Source organism: Brevibacillus fortis (genome assembly GCF_046196545.1).
Classification (GTDB): domain Bacteria; phylum Bacillota; class Bacilli; order Brevibacillales; family Brevibacillaceae; genus Brevibacillus; species Brevibacillus fortis_A.
Window position 1 is genome coordinate 1,344,432 of sequence record NZ_CP176370.1, and the last position, 16,100, is coordinate 1,360,531.

A 16,100-nucleotide genomic window follows, 5' to 3' on the forward strand; every position below is an offset into this window, starting at 1 on the left:
CGAAAAGGAGAGAAGATAAATGGATACAAACATAGAGAAAGCGCTGCGGACGACGCTAGAATATTGGGATCGGATGAAAAAGAGCCACGAGGACGACGCGGAGGATGATGCGAATCAGTTTGAGGCTTCGTTTTACCGCATGATGGAGCAAATCCGCGAGTGGTACGATCAGCTGGAGACGAAGCCCGATACGCTAGAGGATGCACTGCTTCTTCCGGACATGGCAGAGGTTGCGGAGCAGCTGCCTGTAGAGATCATGCTGAATTTTGAAACGGAGCTGGAATTGATCGTAGATGGGCAAATACGGGAGGATGATGAGAAATACGATTAAAAACAGAGAACTTGTTGCATCCTATCCTTGACATGATTTACTAGAATATTGTGTTTGGGGAGGGTAAGCACAAGTGGTACCTACTCTGTTATGCGTCATTATCTTCATTCTTCTAGTGCCACCCATTGTATTTTTCGGTTACATGTATGCCCTGTCTAAACAGCCGAAGCACTCCATTATTCGTTCCCATCCTTTTTTGGGGTGGATGCGTTATTTGCTGGAAAAGCTCGGGCCTGAGTTTCGCCAGTATTGGTTTGAATCGGATACAGAAGGGAAACCGTTCTCCCGCTCTGACTTTGTCGGTATGGTTTATGCGGCCAAATACAGGACCGACCTGATTTCGTTTGGTGGAAAACGCGATTACGAAAAGCCCGGCTTCTATTTGTCCAATGCGATGTTCCCGAGGCTGACGAGTGAGCTGCGGGTAGATAACGAGAAAGTCGTCCCTGGCAAAAAGTATGAGATTACCCATGAGGGACTGTTTACAAGAAGAGAAAAATTTATCGAGGAACAAGAGGTAAAGCCGTGGTTGCTGCATGACGAGGACGTCATTGTCGTGGGAGAAAACAGAAGGCAGCCTTGGCGGCTGAAAGGGATGTTCGGTGCTTCAGCTACCTCCTTTGGAGCAGTGGGAGAGAACTATATCATGTCCACTGGGTATGGGGCACGTATGGCTGGCGGCTCTTGGATCAATACAGGAGAGGGTGGCGTCGCAGAAGTTCACCTCTCGACAGGTTCGGATATCATTTCGCAAATCGGGCCGGGGATGTTTGGTTTCCGTGATGACAAGGGCAAGTTTTCGATCGAAGAATACAAGAAAAAGGCAAGCATCCCGAATATCAAGGCGTTCGAACTGAAATTTCATCAAGGGGCCAAAATACGCGGAGGGCACCTCGAGGGCTCCAAGGTCACGGAAAAAGTCGCGGCAGCAAGGCTGGTACCTGTGGGGCAAACCGTCAATTCACCGAACCGCTTCGAGTTCCTCACCAATCCGGATGAAGCCTTGCGTTTCATCGGTAGTTTGCAGGAGGCGGGAGGCAAGCCGGTCGGGGTAAAAATCGTCGTCGGCGATCCAAAGCGGTTGGAACATTTTTTTGAGAAAATGCTGGAGCTGTCCATTTACCCGGATTTCATAACGGTTGACGGCTCTGAGGGCGGTTCAGGCGCGATGTTTAAGGCAATGGCAGATGGCATGGGCTTGCCGCTTTTCGCCGCGCTTATCATTCTCGATGATACGATGAGGAAATTCGGCGTACGGGACCGCATCAGGATTTTTGCTTCCGGCAAGATTGTTACCCCTGACAAAGTAGCGATCGCCATGGCATTGGGAGCGGATTGCGTCAACTCCGCGCGTGGCTTTATGATTGCAACTGGTTGTATTATGGCGATGCAATGCCATACGGGTAAATGTCCGACAGGGGTCACTACGACGGATTCCAAATACCAGAAGGCGTTGGTTCCAGCAGAAAAGCAGTGGCGTGTCATGAACTATATTTTGCAGTTGAGGGAAGGCTTGTTCTCGCTGGCGGCAGCATGTGGCTTGGAGAGTCCGACTGAACTTCGGAGAGAGCATGTTGTGTTTACCAACGAAAGCGGGGAGACCATACGTGTGGTTGACTTGTTTCCGTACCCGGTCGTGTCCAGATGAGTATTTACAAAAAAGATAAATAATGGTATGGTGAATCAATCAGGCTATAGTACACCTTCCTTCTAACCCAACTAGCGATTAGGGATACTGCTTTCCTGATTTTTTTATGCCTATTAAAAAATGAAAAAGGCCGTATGATCCTGTGCAAGCGATCATGCGGCCTTTGTTTATGCTTGTATGATTAGGATATCGTGTTTTGCCCAGGCTTCCAGTCCATTGGGCACAATCCGCCTGATTGCAGAGCTTCGATCACACGGAGCGTCTCATCTACGCTTCTGCCAACCTTGGAGTTGGAGATGACTGCGTATTGCAGGATGCCTTCTGGATCGATGATGAAGCTGCCGCGCAGCGGAGCTTTGGTTGCTTCGTCCAGCACACCGTATGCAATGGTCGCTTCTTTGCTGTAATCGGAAGCGAGCGGGAACGAGAGTGGACCGATGCCTTCACTCGATCTCATCCATGCTTTGTGTGTATGTATACTGTCCCCGCTAATGCCAAGCACTTCCACATTTAAATCCGCGAACTCCTTGATCCGGCGGTTGAGGCTGAGAATTTCCGTCGGGCATACTTTCGAAAAGTCAAACGGGTAAAAGAACAAAAGAAGCCATTTTCCACGATAGTCTACCAAGCTCTTTGGCAGGGGAAATCCGTTGTCAAACGTCACGGTGTCCATCGTAAAATCAGGTGCAGGAAGTCCAATACGCGCTGTCATAGATCGATCTCCTCGTTTCTGTTACCGTATGTCAGGTTCTGGTATCAAAGTAACACGAATGATAAGGAGAATCAATTAGTTCTGAATATCAGAAGTGTTGTGGAGCTTTTTTGCATCGTTCTTTTGTAGAAGGAAGAAAACGATTGGAAGGAAGGCGACCAAGAAACAACAGGCGGCGAGAATCGGAAATACGGACATTTCCAAAACAGCACGACCGAGATAAGTTTGCCAGCCGATTGCAGCTAAACCGAGCAAGTAGGCGATACCTGCGAGATGAATGAATCCAGTACGAGCAGTGGACACGTGCTTTTTACGTTCAGCTAACCAAGCAACAAAAGGTACTGCTTGCAGAGCATGAAAGCCAATGCCATGGAGCCAAATGATATTCCCTTGCTGCCCGACCACTCGACCATCATTGAATGAAATCCAGAGCCCTGCCGCAAACGATAGCATAATCGCAATCATTGCATAGCGGATGCCAACTGCCAGCTCTGGGTGTAGGGAATAAGCTTTTCTGCGGAAAAACTGAATGGCAATGAATACGTAAAAGAGGACCAAGAGAAGAGCCACAAAAGTAAAAATGGAACCGACTGCGACGTCGAAGGGTGTGCCATTTTTGACGAACCTCGGGTCCACACCGCGGAAGTTTTGTACGGTTTCCGCTCCGTATGAATATAGAGCAAGCAAGATATAAGACCAGCGAAAGAAAGCTCTACTTCGCGTGCCCAAGGCAGATAACGGAATGATTGCGGCTGTCGACAATAAAAATATTCCGAGTGCAGCATTAAAGGAAAACGCTTTCGAGACATCGCCATTAGGAGCGACGGGTCCTCCGTACAGCATGACCCAGATTGCGCATATGGCAGCGAGTAAAAAGCCGAGCAAGCCGGTATACACTAACCATTTCTCCCCTTGAAAGAAAGGGGGGGCAGTATGACTTTTCATAGCAGATTGATTCATGAATCGAGTTCTCCCTCCTGTAAAGTTTTGGTACTCTCCTACTCACTTTACAGGGATGAAGAAAACGGAATAACGGGCAGCGGAATGAAATCGAATTAGGTCCGGGGACGGATTTATGTCTCGTTCCTGAGGGAGAGCTTTACCATCTGACAAAATTGAAGTAAGATGGTTAAAAATTACAAAAAGGAATAAAAAATCAGGCTATTGTACACCTTCCTTCTGAGCTAAAGGTTTGGTTCACCATTAGGGGTACTGCTTTCCTGATTTTTTTCGTGATGCCAATGAAAAATCAAATCTACCTTCGCCGGAAAAATAAAATCATCGTACATCAGGGGCAGCATGAACTGCCTACCTCTTATTTAGCTGCGGCTTTGCGCAACATCGAGAGCTTGGGCTATACCTTTTCACTGGAATTGCTAGAAAGAATCCGCACGCTGTCGGAAGGAGAGTTTTTCGCGCTCTATTCGGACGTGGTAGCTGTACTCAAGGTAAAAATCGGAGCATCCAGACAGTACAAGCCGATGTATCCGAATTTTCCTAAGCAAGTCATGGAGGCTAGCGAGGGTGAGTTGTTTGTAAATGCGATCATTCATTATTTGACGTTGGACCTTCCTGTGCACGAAGTGAAAAAACGGTTGCCTTTGCTGAGAGAATCTCGCCTGAAGCTGATTCATCTAGGCACAGACGAAGAGCTGCTGCAGGTAGGTATGAACTTGCTGCGCTCTAATAGCTCGCTTTCTGCTACTGACAAGGAAGACTTGGAGGGCTTGATTCGGGCTTATGAAGGAATCGCAGAAGCTCTGCCTGCGGAGATTCCCCAGAAGGAAAACGTGGCGATCGCTGCTAGCCTGTTGCTCAAGTATGACAAGCTTCCTGCTACTTTTCTTGCCCACTATTGCAAGACTGCGACAGATATATTGCGTCTGGCGGTGGCACTGTCTGACGGGGATGTGAGCTTGGCGGAGCCTGCGAAATTTCGCAAGTTCAAACGCGGGGAAAGAAGACTGCTCCTCCGTCTGCTGGAAGCCAGCTCGAATATTGTAGAAGACATGAATCGTTACAAAAACAGATGGATTCGTCTCGGGGAAATCTTGCATCCGTTTGAATATAAGGATCGCTACCCGAGAGCGGCAGAAGCATTCGATATTTTGCGCAACAATCACAAGATAGAGACGTTCAATAGCCAAGTAGAGCAGGCGCTGGTCCGTGCGGATGTGAATACGGCGATCAAACTGCTCGAACAGCGTCCAGGGGAATTTGCCCGTCGTCTGGATCATTTACTGCGTTTGACGGAGCAGGGGAGTTCAGTCCTTTCTGCCTTCGAGAAAATTGCGGATGGTGTATCGACCCCTGTTCTTTTGCAAGTCATGAATCACTTCGACAAACGGGATAGCTACGGGGAATGGCGGACCTTTTTTCCGAAAGGGCAAGTGGCGAAAGTACAGGCAATCGAAAACCGAGTGCCAGGGCTGCAAGAGGACATCAGACAGAAGGCAGCGGATATTTGCCGGACATCGTTGTTGAACCGTTTTGCCCAATTGCCGTCACTGGGAAACGTCTATATCGACCCGCGACTGCAGGAGCATCTCGTTCCGTTTTCGATGCGATCCGCCAGCAAAGCACTACGCACGATTGCACGCGGCTCCCGGTTATCAATCCCAGATGGAGGGACGATTCGCTTTTTCCTGTGGTGGAGAGAAGGGATCGTCAACGATGTCCCTACAGGCAGAGTCGATATCGATTTGTCTGCCGTGCTTTATAACGAGGCTTGGAAATACATGGAGCATATTTCCTATACCAATCTGCGTTCCGACAAGTATCAAGCTTGCCATAGCGGGGATATTGTGGAGGCTCCCAAAGGCGCGTGCGAATTCATCGACATCGACATTGATTCTGTCATCCGCTATGGCGGTCGATATGTCGTGATGAACCTGTATTCGTTCACGAGTCAGCCGTATTGCGATTTGCCTGAATGCTTCGCAGGCTGGATGATTCGTTCGGCGCCACAGGCAGGAGAAATTTTCGAGCCGCAGACGGTACAGGACAAGATTGATCTCGCCGCAAACACGCGGATTTGTATCCCGGTCATTCTGGATCTCGTGGAGAGAAAAGTGATTTGGACAGATATCGCCCTGAATTCCGATCCGCGGTTTGCCAACAATGTAGAGTCCAATGCCGGAGGGGTGGAGCTGATGGGAAGAGCGCTCACCTCGTTGGTGAAGCCTACCCTCCATGAGTTGTTCATGCTCCATGCGCAGGCGAGAGGGACGCTGACTGATCAAGCGCAAGAGGCAGATACGGTATTTTCCTTGGAAGAGGGAATTACGCCGTTTGATACGGAGATCATCATGGCAGATTTTATGCAGTGATGGTTTCATAAGGAATAATTGAAAGACCGTCAGGCAGTATGGGCTTACGGTCTTTTTCATGGAAATTATTTCTTACATCGACAAAACCCCGCCATAGATCGGCTCTTGCTGCGTTTTTTGTCCCCAGGTGCGCGTTCCGTATTCGAAATGCCACCATTCTTTCGGATAGTTGACGAATCCGGCGGTGGTCATCAAATGATAGAGCAGTCGGCGATTGTCTCGAATCTCGATGTCTTTTTGGGTAGGTTGTACGAGTTCTTCATAATGGCGAGTTGCTGCTCTTTCACTGAAATCATCGAAGGCAGTCCCCATCTCCAGCCAGCCATCAGGTCCTGCGATAGTCAGATCCACTGCGCCGCCGGATAGGTGAGGGGACGGTTTGGAGAGGTCTGTTGTTGGATAAGCGACGAATTTGCTCAATTCTTCCGTGAGGGCGGGCCCTTCCTGCCAGCCTTGTAAAAGCAAGGCTTCACGGAAACGTTCATACAACGATGCCTGTACCTCGAACGAGCGCCAGCCGTCCAGCACGACGAGTTTGTAGCCAACAGGCAGTTGGGCGGCTGCCGTGGCGAGCTTGCGTGCTGCCCCTTCTCGCAAAAAGGCTTCTGGCTGTGTTCCGGCATAGCCCTCGTGATAGTAGGCTGGATAGACCGTGATTTGTTCCGAAAGGGAAGAGAGGGGAATCATCGGTTCGCCGCATTCCTTGATCGGCGGTGGGCTGGGCAAGACCATGTCTGGTATTTTTGGAATCGGAGGAAATAGCATGACTGCACACCACTTTCTATTGTTTTGCCAATAGGGTAACGAAAATTTTCAGGTAAGTAAACGGTGATTATCTTAAATTTTCTGCCAATAGACACCTGCGAGGAATCGGCAGCTTTTGCTTGAATCCTCGGTAGCTTTTGCTATTATTAAAGCAAGTGCTTGTCAACGAAACGAATGACATTTACATATGGAAGAGAAACAGGTCCTTGTTTTTGCGAAACCGATTCGCGGGAGCAAGGTTAAAAGGGAAGTTTGGTGAAAAGCCAACGCGGTCCCGCCACTGTAAGAGAGTAGCTGTTCTTCAAGGCATCATGCCATCCACTGCCCATCCGGGAGCGGGAAGGAGAAGAAGAGCGATGATCCTCAAGCCAGGAGACCTGCCTGTTTTTATGTTTACACTGATTTCCTTCGGGTCAAAGGAAGAGGTGAGGATTGTTGCTTTTCAGCTATCCGCGCTTTGTTTTTCCTTACGTACTGGGGGAGACAGGGCGCTTTTTTTGTTGGCTTCGGAAAGTATTTGGAGGAAACAGCGGAGTAAAATACATCACTTTTTGAGGTGGTCATGATGGAGAAAAACGATAAGAAGCGGGGATTGACCCTCGTTTACACAGGAGACGGCAAAGGAAAAACGACAGCAGCAGTCGGATTGGCTGTGCGGGCGACAGGGCGCGGGAAAAAGGTGCTAATGGTTCAATTCATCAAGTCGCCGGAGCGAACATACGGAGAAAAGATTATTTTCGATAAACTGGGCATTGAAATTGTGCAAATGGGCGTTGGCTTCACATGGACGAAGACACCGGAGGAGCATCGTCAGGCATTGAAAGAAGCTTGGGCGTTTGCGAGTGAAAAGCTCTCTTCCGGAGCGTACGATGTCGTCATTCTGGATGAGCTGAATAATGCATTGGCGATTGACCGCTTCCCGATTGATGATGTGTTGTCATTGTCCGATGTGTTGGAAGCGATTCAAAACAGGCCAAGTCATATTCACCTCGTGATTACGGGACGGGCGGCAAAGCAGGAGATTTTGGATATCGCAGATTTGGTGACAGAGATGAAGCCAATCAAGCATTACTACGATGAAGGGATTCCAGCTGTGCTGGGGGTAGAGTTTTGACAAGCGCAGGTGTAATAGAGACATACGGTCATGGTGGAGACTTGCTGACAGCAGCTCAGCGCTTTGGTCGAGAGCCGGGGCAGATTTTGGATTACAGTGCCAATATTAATCCGCTGGGGATGCCAGTAAGCGTCCGTGAGATGCTGCTGGCTTCGTTGGCTGCTGTAGCACATTACCCAGACCCCGGACATCGTGTGTTTCGTCGTGCACTGGCGAAACGGCTGCAAGTGCCGGAGGAATGGTTGCTGCCTGCCAATGGTGCAGCGGAGGCGATGGCACTGGCCATTCTCGGTCTATCGCCGCAAACGGTTGGTGTGGTATATCCTTGCTTTTCGGAATACGCGCAACTTTCCGAGCAGTATGGTGCTCGTGTCATTGGCTGCTTCGGGAAGGAAGCGAACGGGTACAAGCCAGATCTTGCAGAACTGCACGTTCTTTTTTCGCAATCTGACCTCGTATTCGTCGGTTCGCCAAACAATCCGACGGGAATCCTCTATCAACCGGACGAGTTGCGCCAAATGGCGGAGTGGACGGAAGAGACCAATACGTGGCTTATCGTGGATGAGGCTTTCCTCGATTTTGTAGAGGAAGAGCGGCAGTATACATTAGCGACGCAGCTGGAGCGCTTTCCCCGTGTGATTTTGATGCGCTCGATGACGAAAATGTACGCGATCCCGGGATTGCGCCTGGGTTATGCAATTGCGCATCCAGATGTTATTGCGAGGATGCGCCAGAAGCAAGTGAGCTGGAGCGTGAATGCACTGGCCCTTTTAGCTGGAGAACTGTGCTTGCAGGAGCAGGCATACGAGGAACAGACGCGCAGGCTCATAAAAGCAGAACGTGCGTATTTGAACGAATGCATCAGCGGTGAGTTGGGGTGGCAGGTATGGCCGGGGGAGGCAAACTTTTTGCTGCTGCGCTCCCCAGAAGGATTGCCAGCCGAACAATTGCAGACACGGCTCGGCAAAAAAGGCGTTCTGATCCGCAATTGCGCGATGTATCCCGGTTTGACGGCACATGATGTGAGAATCGCAGTACGTGGACGAGAGGAAAATGAACGGCTTCTGGCAGCGCTTCGCGAGGTCCATGCGGAAGGAAGTGAACAGCGATGAGCTTGGTGCTGGTAACAGGCGGTGTCCGTTCAGGAAAAAGCCGCTACGCGGAAGAGCTTGCGAAGACGTTGAGCAGTCGAGTCCTGTACGTGGCGACAGGCAAGGCTTGGGATGATGAAATGAACCAGAGAATCGAGCTGCATCAGGCACGTCGTCCGCTGGAATGGGGCTGTGTGGAGGTAGGAGAACGATTAACCGATTACCACGCATTCAGCGAGCAATATGATGTGGTGTTGATCGATTGTCTGTCCACCTGGGTGAGTAATCGATTGATGAGCGTGGATGAGCCGGACTGGAGAAGTCCTTCACACACGCAAGCCCTGCTGCAGGAGGCAGAGGCATGGCTGTCCCTCGTTCAGAACTCCTCGCAAAAAGTCATTGCCGTCACAAGCGAGGTCGGATTGGGCGGTGTAGCCTTGAGTCGTTTAGGCAGATGGTTCGCGGATGTGCTGGGCGATGTCAATCAGAGAAGTGCGCGACAGGCGGACGTCGTCTACGCGGTTTTATCGGGGATACCGTGGAGGATCAAAGGATGAATGCATTTTTACACGCGATCTCGTTTTTTACCCGCATTCCGGTTCCGTGGCTTCGTCCTTCAGAGGAGGCGTGGAGAAAAAGCGTCAACTGGTATCCCGCAGTTGGTTTGGTCATCGGTTTATTGCTATGGGGTGTACATCAGACAGGACTGGTGCTGTTTAGTCCCTGGATTGCCGCTATTTTGACGCTGGTCGCATGGGTCTACGTGACCGGTGGTCTTCATATGGATGGGTGGATGGATCTCGCGGACGGTCTTGGCAGCAGCAGACCGAGAGAGCAAATTCTTGCAATTATGAAGGATAGTCGTGTCGGAGCGATGGGCGTTCTTGCTGCGATTATGCTGTTGCTGATCAAGGCGGGTGCAGTCGCAGAGCTCGCACATCCGGGATGGGGCAGCTTTTTGATCGTAGCACCAGTAGCTGCGCGGACACATGTGCTCTTGTCGATCAAGCTCTGGCCGTATCTTTCGGCAGACAAAGGGATCGGAAAAGGCATCAGTGCTGGGCTTTCCGTTTCCTCTATCATCGTGAGCTACATCATCGTGTTTGCCGCAGGTTGGTATCTTGGGGGCTTGCAGGTCATCACAGCCATTTTCCTTTCGCTGTTGTTTGCTCTATTGTTTTCACGCTCGGTTTCAAAAAAATTGGGCGGACTAAATGGAGACTGCTACGGGGCTGTTATCGAAAGCAGTGAAGCGGTTGTTCTCTTGGTGTTAGTCGGGAGCTGGTGGTTATGAAACTGGTTTGGATACGTCACGGGGAGACAGACAGCAATCGTGAGCATCGATATTTGGGGCATAGTGACGTTCCTTTGAATGAACACGGTCATTTGCACGCGAGTGAGTTGGCAAAGGAATTATCTGTGCTCATCGGGCAACCTGCTGTGATCTATTCCAGCGATCTGCTTAGATGCACCCAGACGGCCGAGCCGCTCGCAGCTGCTTGGGGGCGATCGGTTATTCAGGAGCCAGCCTTGCGAGAGCTGTCTTTTGGCGAGTGGGAGCTGATGACCTACGATGAGCTGATGCAAACGGACCCTGTGCGAGCTACGGGGTGGTACGACGATCCTTTTCGAAATCGACCTCCAAAAGGGGAGAGTCTGGAAGAGCTGGGGATGCGCGTGGATCGTTGGCTACGTTCCTTGTTGGAGAGAGCGGGCAAGGAGGAGGCATCCGATACAATCGTCATCGTCACACATGGCGGCGTGATCCGTTGGTTCCAGGCCGCGTGGCTCGAAAACAACCCTGACCGATACTGGCAGGTCGATGGCGTTAAGCATGGGGAGGCTCTGGTAGCGGAATGCTTGGATGCAAAAGGGCAGAGCTGGATGCGACAACCCTGAAGAGTAAGAGAGGGACAACATGACAGAAGTATGGATATTATGCGCGGCCTACTTGATTGATCGGGTGGTAGGAGACCCCCGGAGCCTGCCGCATCCAGTGATCATCATGGGCTGGTGGATTACACGATTGGAACGGGTCATACGTTCTCTCGTCAAAGAGGAGTCGCATTTGAAGCTGGCAGGAGTCCTGTTCCCGCTCGTGATTGTTGGCGGCAGTTATGCTGTTGTTTGGTTGCTCCTGTGGGGAGCGACGTTCATCCATCCAGTGCTTGCCTGGATCTTGGGTGCCTGGTTGATTTCCACGACGATCGCGACAAAAGGCTTGGCCGATGCCGGGATGGAGATTGCCCGTCATCTTGTGGCTGGGGATATGGAAGCGGCGAGACGCTCCTTGTCCATGGTAGTCGGACGCGATACAGAGCGGCTAGATGAACCGGAAGTATGTCGTGGCGCGGTAGAAACTGTGGCGGAAAACATCGTCGATGCGATCGTCTCTCCGCTGATTTACGCAGCGATTGGAGGAGCGCCGTTGGCAATGGCATATCGTGCCGCCAACACCCTTGACTCCATGGTTGGCTATAAAAACGAGAAGTATAGGAATCTCGGCTGGGCATCCGCCGGCTTTGACGATGTACTGAACTACATACCCGCCCGTTTGACAGCTTTGCTGCTCGTTGCCGCAAGCTGGCTGCAACGATTGGATTGGAAGCAGTGCTGGGAAATGATCAAAAGAGATGCGCACTTGCATCCGAGTCCAAACAGCGGTTTGCCGGAAGCCGGGGTCGCTGGGGCATTAGGCGTGCAGCTCGGGGGACTGAATTATTACCAAGGTGTTGCATCGAATCGGGCAAAAATGGGAGATGCGAAGCGACCATTGCAGGCAAGTGATATTGTCGCGACGATTCGTTTGATGTATCTCGTTTCGCTCTTATGTCTGCTCGTTAGCGTGATGATATCGATTTTATTATAAACAGGAAGCGAAAAGGGGAGGGGCCTTATGAGCGGCAAGTTGTTTGTGATCGGGTTTGGTCCAGGAAGTTTTGAGCATATCACCAAGCGGGCGCGGGAAGCCCTGCAGGAGTCCGATATTATTATCGGCTATTCCACCTACGTAGATTTGATCCGCGGACTTTTGACGAATCAGCAAATCGTCAGCACAGGGATGACGGAAGAAGTGACGCGTGCACGGGAAGCTGTTCGTCAGGCGGAAGAAGAAGGCAAAAAGGTAGCGGTCATTTCCAGTGGAGACTCAGGTGTTTACGGGATGGCAGGTCTTGTATACGAGGTGTTGGTGGAAAAAGGCTGGACTGAAGCTACTGGTGTCCCAATCGAAATCGTTCCGGGCATCTCGGCGATCAATTCCTGTGGGGCAATCCTCGGTGCGCCTATCATGCATGACGCATGCACGATCAGTCTGAGCGACCATTTGACGCCGTGGGAATTGATTGCCAAACGGATTGACGCAGCAGGGATGGCTGACTTTGTTATCGCGTTGTACAACCCGCGTAGCGGACGACGTACCCGCCAGATTGTCGAAGCGCAACGCATTCTTTTGCAGTACCGCTCACCAGATACGCCGGTCGGTATCGTGAAAAGTGCTTACCGCGAACGCGAAACGGTTGTCGTGACGACCCTGGCGCAAATGCTGGAGCATGATATCGGCATGTTGACCACCGTGATTATTGGAAATACATCGACGTTTGTATACGACGGCAAAATGATTACGCCGCGCGGCTACCAGCGCAAATACACGCTGTCTGCCGACGAGCAGCCACTAAAGCCGCATCAGCGTCTGCGTGTAGAAAATGAACCTTGGTCGCTCGAGGCCTCCGAGGAGAGCAGCCTAGCTTCAGCTCCGGCAGCACCAGTAACACCGAAGGCAGAAAGACCAGTAGCCGTTACCGAGGAGAAAGTAACTGCTACAGAACCAGCAAATTATGCATCAACAAGCACGGCAGTACTGGAAGCCCCGCCTGTTACAGAGGTAGAGGCACCAAAAGCTCCTTTCGCATGGGCCATGGAGGCGTTGACTGCTATCAATGCTGCGAAAGGCATTGAAACCAAGCCAGCTCTAGGCCAAGTCCATCGTCCTGTATCTACCTTTACGCCAGAGATGATTTTCGAATGCGCGATAAGTCCAGGTGTTGCCAACAAAAAAATCACGCCGCTGCAAATGATGGCGATTGCCGAAGTGGCTGGCGAAAAAGGCGAGATCGAATACACCCCACACCACCAAATGATTTTGCGCGTGCCGACTGCCAACCCTGACAGCATCACTAGCCGCTTGCGAGAGCTTGGATTGATTCTCAGCCCGATTGGAGACGTTTTGCAGGTAAAAGCGTGTGATTTCTGCGACGGCGAGAAAAAAGACAGCATTCCTTATGCCGACGAGCTGCACCAAAAGCTGGGTGGAAAAGAAATGCCGAAGGAACTGAAGATCGGCTTCAACGGCTGCGGGATGGCGTGCTACGGCGCGGTTCAAGAGGATATCGGGATCGTTTTCCGCAAAGGAAAGTTCGATTTATTCCTGGGAGCAAAAACGGTGGGACGCAATGCACACTCCGGTATTCCGGTAGCAGAAGGCATCGAAAAAGAAGAGATTGTTCCACTCGTGGAGCGAATCGTGAACCGATTCAAAAAAGACGCATTTCCGAACGAGCGGTTCCACAAGTTTTTCCAACGTGTAGGTGAGCTGGAGGGCTTCGCATGGTATGAACCAGCAAAAGCTGAAATCGAGAACGCTGCATGTGGAGATTGATACAAGAACACCGAATAAAAACGAGGGGGACATAAAATGGACGCAGTATTATTTGTAGGTCATGGAAGCAAGGACCCGGAAGGCAATGAAGAGATTCGCCAGTTTGTAGCGACGCTAACACCGGACTTGGATGTACCGATAATCGAGACGTGCTTTCTGGAGTTTGCCCGTCCTGACATGCTGCAAGGCTTGAATACTTGCGTGGCTAGGGGAGCGACCCGTGTAGCGGTCATTCCAATCATCCTGTTCTCTGCCGGACATGCGAAAATTCATATTCCAGCTGCTATCGATGAGGCCAAGGAGCTGCACCCACACGTTCAGTTCATCTACGGACGCCCAATCGGCATTCACGACGAAGTCATCAATATTTTGACTGCTCGCATGGAAGAGGCAGGCTTTGCCTCTGGGGAAGATCATGATGATCTGGCTGTACTCGTAATCGGACGCGGCAGCAGCGACGCAGATGCCAATAGCGATATTTACAAAATGTCCCGACTGTTCTGGGAGCGCTACAAAGCCAAGTATGTAGAGACTGCCTTCATGGGCGTAACGTATCCACTGTACGACGAGGGCGTTGAGCGTTGCCTGAAGCTGGGTGCGAAGCGCATCGTTCTCTTGCCGTACTTCTTGTTCACGGGTGTGTTGATTAAACGGATGAGCGACCAGCTGGAGAAGTTCCGTGAGCAATATCCGGAAGCCCAGTTCGAAATGGCCGAGTATTTTGGCTTCCATCCGTTGTTGAAAGAAGTGCTCAAGGATCGTGTAGTGGAAGCGTTGCACGGTGAAGTGAAGCTGAACTGTGATACCTGTCAGTACAGGCTGGCAGCGATGGAGCACATCGACCATCACCATCACCACCACGATGACGAGCATGGACATCATCACCACCATGGTCACCACCATCATCATCACGACCATGATCACGACCATGATCACGATCACGATCATGACCACGATCATGACCACAAGCATGATCACAAGCATGATCACAAGCACGACCACGTTACCAAGTAGGAGGGAGACAGCATGATTCTGGTACTGGCTGGAACGAGCGACGCACGCGAGTTGGCTTTGCAAATCAAGGACAAGGGCTACGAGCTGTTGACGACGGTCGTCACTGACAATGCTGCGAAAAGTATGGAGGAGGCGGGCGTGCCTGTCCAGGTCGGACGCCTGACCGCCGAAGATATTCAGCAGCTGATCCAAGAGAGAGCTGTGCAATGCGTGGTCGACGCGAGTCATCCCTTCGCAGAGGAAGCCTCCAAAAACGCCATGGCAGGAGCACAGGGCGCGGGAGTTCCCTACATTCGCTACGAGCGGGAAAGCCTCTCCTCTCCGGGCAGCGAGAAGCTGATCGTGGTGGAGGATTACATACAAGCGGCTGAGCTGGCGGCAGAAAAGCGCGGCGTCATCATGCTGACGACAGGAAGCAAGACGCTGAAAACGTTCACGGATCGGCTGTTGGGCCTGCCGGAAACGACCCTGGTAGCACGCATGCTGCCCCGTCTTGACAATATGCAGAAATGCGAAGAGCTCGGTGTCGAGCAAAAAAACATCGTCGCGATGCAAGGTCCTTTTTCCAAGGAACTGAACAAAGCGCTCTACGATCATTATGGTGTCACGCTGATGATTACCAAGGAGAGCGGCAAGGTAGGCGCTTTTGACGAGAAGGTGGAAGCGGCACTGGAAATGGGCATCGAAACCATCGTCATCGGTCGTCCGAAGATCGATTATGGAACGAAGTTTTCGGACTACAACGGTGTTTTACATGAACTCAAACAAGTGACTGGAGGAAACTAACCATGGATTTCAAAACGGAATTTAAACCGATGACCGTACAACCGCAAGAGATTGAGGACTTGAGCTTTCAAATCATTACAGATGAGCTGGGCGAGCATTCTTTTACGGAAGAACAATATCCGGTAGTACAACGCGTCATTCACGCATCCGCAGACTTTGACCTCGGTCGCAGCCTTGTTTTCCACCCGGACGCGGTAAAATCGGGAATCGAAGCGATTCGCAGCGGCAAAATTGTCGTAGCAGATGTACAGATGGTGCAAGTCGGCATCAGCAAAAACCGCATTGAAAAATTTGGCGGACAAGTAAAGGTGTACATCTCTGACCGCGATGTGATGGAAGAGGCGAAGCGTCTGAATACGACTCGTGCGATCATTTCCATGCGTAAAGCGATCAAGGAAGCGGATGGCGGAATCTTTTGTATCGGAAACGCACCTACGGCACTCCTGGAGCTGATCCGTATGGTGAAGGAAGGCGAAGCAAAGCCAGGACTCGTCATCGGGATGCCAGTTGGCTTCGTATCTGCGGCAGAATCCAAGGAAGAGCTGGCGAAGCTCGATATCCCATTCATCACGAACATGGGACGTAAAGGCGGAAGCCCAGTAACCGTAGCAGCATTGAATGCCATTTCGATCATGGCGGAACGGTTGGGCTAA

The 16,100-nt window shown here is 51.1% G+C and carries 16 protein-coding genes and 1 riboswitch; of the genes, 13 read left to right on the plus strand and 3 right to left on the minus strand.

Annotated features, from left to right (window positions below; translation table 11 throughout):
- Positions 1 to 19: 19 nt before the first annotated feature.
- Together ACKKE8_RS07285 and ACKKE8_RS07290 are read left to right on the plus strand one after the other, a co-directional pair.
- Positions 20 to 331, plus strand: coding sequence for a hypothetical protein (locus tag ACKKE8_RS07285; RefSeq protein ID WP_409177577.1), 312 nt, complete (start codon positions 20 to 22; stop codon positions 329 to 331).
- A 73-nt stretch (positions 332 to 404) separates the two neighbouring features.
- Positions 405 to 1,979, plus strand: coding sequence for an FMN-binding glutamate synthase family protein (locus ACKKE8_RS07290; protein WP_409177578.1), 1,575 nt, complete (start codon positions 405 to 407; stop codon positions 1,977 to 1,979).
- Between the two features lie 181 nt (positions 1,980 to 2,160).
- On the opposite strand, the gene ACKKE8_RS07295 is transcribed toward ACKKE8_RS07290, so the two are convergent.
- Positions 2,161 to 2,691 (minus strand): peroxiredoxin, encoded by a 531-nt coding sequence (locus tag ACKKE8_RS07295; protein WP_017247407.1) that lies wholly within the window; start codon positions 2,689 to 2,691, stop codon positions 2,161 to 2,163.
- Between the two features lie 75 nt (positions 2,692 to 2,766).
- On the minus strand, positions 2,767 to 3,651 hold the full coding sequence (locus ACKKE8_RS07300; protein ID WP_409177579.1) for a hypothetical protein: 885 nt from the start codon (positions 3,649 to 3,651) through the stop codon (positions 2,767 to 2,769).
- A gap of 281 nt (positions 3,652 to 3,932) precedes the next feature.
- On the opposite strand from ACKKE8_RS07300, the gene ACKKE8_RS07305 reads away from it, so the two are divergent.
- On the plus strand, positions 3,933 to 6,020 hold the full coding sequence (locus ACKKE8_RS07305; protein ID WP_409177580.1) for a TerD family protein: 2,088 nt from the start codon (positions 3,933 to 3,935) through the stop codon (positions 6,018 to 6,020).
- A gap of 72 nt (positions 6,021 to 6,092) precedes the next feature.
- On the opposite strand, the gene ACKKE8_RS07310 is transcribed toward ACKKE8_RS07305, so the two are convergent.
- Entirely contained in the window at positions 6,093 to 6,785 is a 693-nt protein-coding gene (locus ACKKE8_RS07310; protein WP_409177581.1) for a M15 family metallopeptidase, read from the minus strand.
- A gap of 183 nt (positions 6,786 to 6,968) precedes the next feature.
- Positions 6,969 to 7,185: riboswitch (cobalamin riboswitch) on the plus strand.
- Between the two features lie 165 nt (positions 7,186 to 7,350).
- On the opposite strand from ACKKE8_RS07310, the gene cobO reads away from it, so the two are divergent.
- The 10 genes from cobO to ACKKE8_RS07360 are packed head-to-tail and all read left to right on the plus strand — an operon-like array spanning position 7,351 to position 16,100.
- Entirely contained in the window at positions 7,351 to 7,899 is a 549-nt protein-coding gene (gene cobO / locus ACKKE8_RS07315; RefSeq protein ID WP_409177582.1) for a cob(I)yrinic acid a,c-diamide adenosyltransferase, read from the plus strand.
- Positions 7,896 to 9,011: a threonine-phosphate decarboxylase CobD gene (gene cobD / locus ACKKE8_RS07320; RefSeq protein ID WP_409177583.1), complete on the plus strand. Its 1,116-nt coding sequence runs from the start codon at positions 7,896 to 7,898 to the stop codon at positions 9,009 to 9,011. The genes cobO and cobD overlap by 4 nt, the downstream gene beginning before the upstream one ends.
- Positions 9,008 to 9,547 (plus strand): bifunctional adenosylcobinamide kinase/adenosylcobinamide-phosphate guanylyltransferase, encoded by a 540-nt coding sequence (cobU, locus tag ACKKE8_RS07325; RefSeq protein ID WP_409177584.1) that lies wholly within the window; start codon positions 9,008 to 9,010, stop codon positions 9,545 to 9,547. The genes cobD and cobU overlap by 4 nt, the downstream gene beginning before the upstream one ends.
- Entirely contained in the window at positions 9,544 to 10,284 is a 741-nt protein-coding gene (gene cobS / locus ACKKE8_RS07330) for an adenosylcobinamide-GDP ribazoletransferase (protein ID WP_409177585.1), read from the plus strand. Before cobU ends, cobS begins: the two co-directional genes overlap by 4 nt.
- On the plus strand, positions 10,281 to 10,889 hold the full coding sequence (locus ACKKE8_RS07335; protein WP_409177586.1) for a histidine phosphatase family protein: 609 nt from the start codon (positions 10,281 to 10,283) through the stop codon (positions 10,887 to 10,889). Before cobS ends, ACKKE8_RS07335 begins: the two co-directional genes overlap by 4 nt.
- Before the next feature lie 19 nt (positions 10,890 to 10,908).
- Positions 10,909 to 11,859: an adenosylcobinamide-phosphate synthase CbiB gene (cbiB, locus tag ACKKE8_RS07340; protein ID WP_409177587.1), complete on the plus strand. Its 951-nt coding sequence runs from the start codon at positions 10,909 to 10,911 to the stop codon at positions 11,857 to 11,859.
- A gap of 27 nt (positions 11,860 to 11,886) precedes the next feature.
- Complete coding sequence (cobJ, locus tag ACKKE8_RS07345; protein WP_409177588.1) at positions 11,887 to 13,647, plus strand: precorrin-3B C(17)-methyltransferase; 1,761 nt, start codon at positions 11,887 to 11,889, stop codon at positions 13,645 to 13,647.
- A gap of 36 nt (positions 13,648 to 13,683) precedes the next feature.
- Positions 13,684 to 14,661 (plus strand): sirohydrochlorin chelatase, encoded by a 978-nt coding sequence (locus ACKKE8_RS07350; RefSeq protein ID WP_409177589.1) that lies wholly within the window; start codon positions 13,684 to 13,686, stop codon positions 14,659 to 14,661.
- Between the two features lie 12 nt (positions 14,662 to 14,673).
- On the plus strand, positions 14,674 to 15,447 hold the full coding sequence (gene cobK / locus ACKKE8_RS07355; RefSeq protein WP_409177590.1) for a precorrin-6A reductase: 774 nt from the start codon (positions 14,674 to 14,676) through the stop codon (positions 15,445 to 15,447).
- Between the two features lie 2 nt (positions 15,448 to 15,449).
- Positions 15,450 to 16,100, plus strand: a complete 651-nt coding sequence (locus tag ACKKE8_RS07360; RefSeq protein ID WP_106655678.1) for a precorrin-8X methylmutase — start codon at positions 15,450 to 15,452, stop codon at positions 16,098 to 16,100.

Excerpts from the sequence above, each read along its gene's own strand:
- ACKKE8_RS07285 (WP_409177577.1), top strand. The coding sequence starts at position 20 with ATGGATACAAACATAGAGAAAGCGCTGCGGACGACGCTAGAATATTGG.
- ACKKE8_RS07295 (WP_017247407.1), bottom strand. The coding sequence starts at position 2,691 with ATGACAGCGCGTATTGGACTTCCTGCACCTGATTTTACGATGGACACC.
- ACKKE8_RS07300 (WP_409177579.1), bottom strand. The coding sequence starts at position 3,651 with ATGAATCAATCTGCTATGAAAAGTCATACTGCCCCCCCTTTCTTTCAA.
- ACKKE8_RS07305 (WP_409177580.1), top strand. The coding sequence starts at position 3,933 with ATGAAAAATCAAATCTACCTTCGCCGGAAAAATAAAATCATCGTACAT.
- ACKKE8_RS07310 (WP_409177581.1), bottom strand. The coding sequence starts at position 6,785 with ATGCTATTTCCTCCGATTCCAAAAATACCAGACATGGTCTTGCCCAGC.
- cobO (WP_409177582.1), top strand. The coding sequence starts at position 7,351 with ATGGAGAAAAACGATAAGAAGCGGGGATTGACCCTCGTTTACACAGGA.
- cobU (WP_409177584.1), top strand. The coding sequence starts at position 9,008 with ATGAGCTTGGTGCTGGTAACAGGCGGTGTCCGTTCAGGAAAAAGCCGC.
- cobS (WP_409177585.1), top strand. The coding sequence starts at position 9,544 with ATGAATGCATTTTTACACGCGATCTCGTTTTTTACCCGCATTCCGGTT.
- ACKKE8_RS07335 (WP_409177586.1), top strand. The coding sequence starts at position 10,281 with ATGAAACTGGTTTGGATACGTCACGGGGAGACAGACAGCAATCGTGAG.
- cbiB (WP_409177587.1), top strand. The coding sequence starts at position 10,909 with ATGACAGAAGTATGGATATTATGCGCGGCCTACTTGATTGATCGGGTG.
- cobJ (WP_409177588.1), top strand. The coding sequence starts at position 11,887 with ATGAGCGGCAAGTTGTTTGTGATCGGGTTTGGTCCAGGAAGTTTTGAG.
- ACKKE8_RS07350 (WP_409177589.1), top strand. The coding sequence starts at position 13,684 with ATGGACGCAGTATTATTTGTAGGTCATGGAAGCAAGGACCCGGAAGGC.
- cobK (WP_409177590.1), top strand. The coding sequence starts at position 14,674 with ATGATTCTGGTACTGGCTGGAACGAGCGACGCACGCGAGTTGGCTTTG.
- ACKKE8_RS07360 (WP_106655678.1), top strand. The coding sequence starts at position 15,450 with ATGGATTTCAAAACGGAATTTAAACCGATGACCGTACAACCGCAAGAG.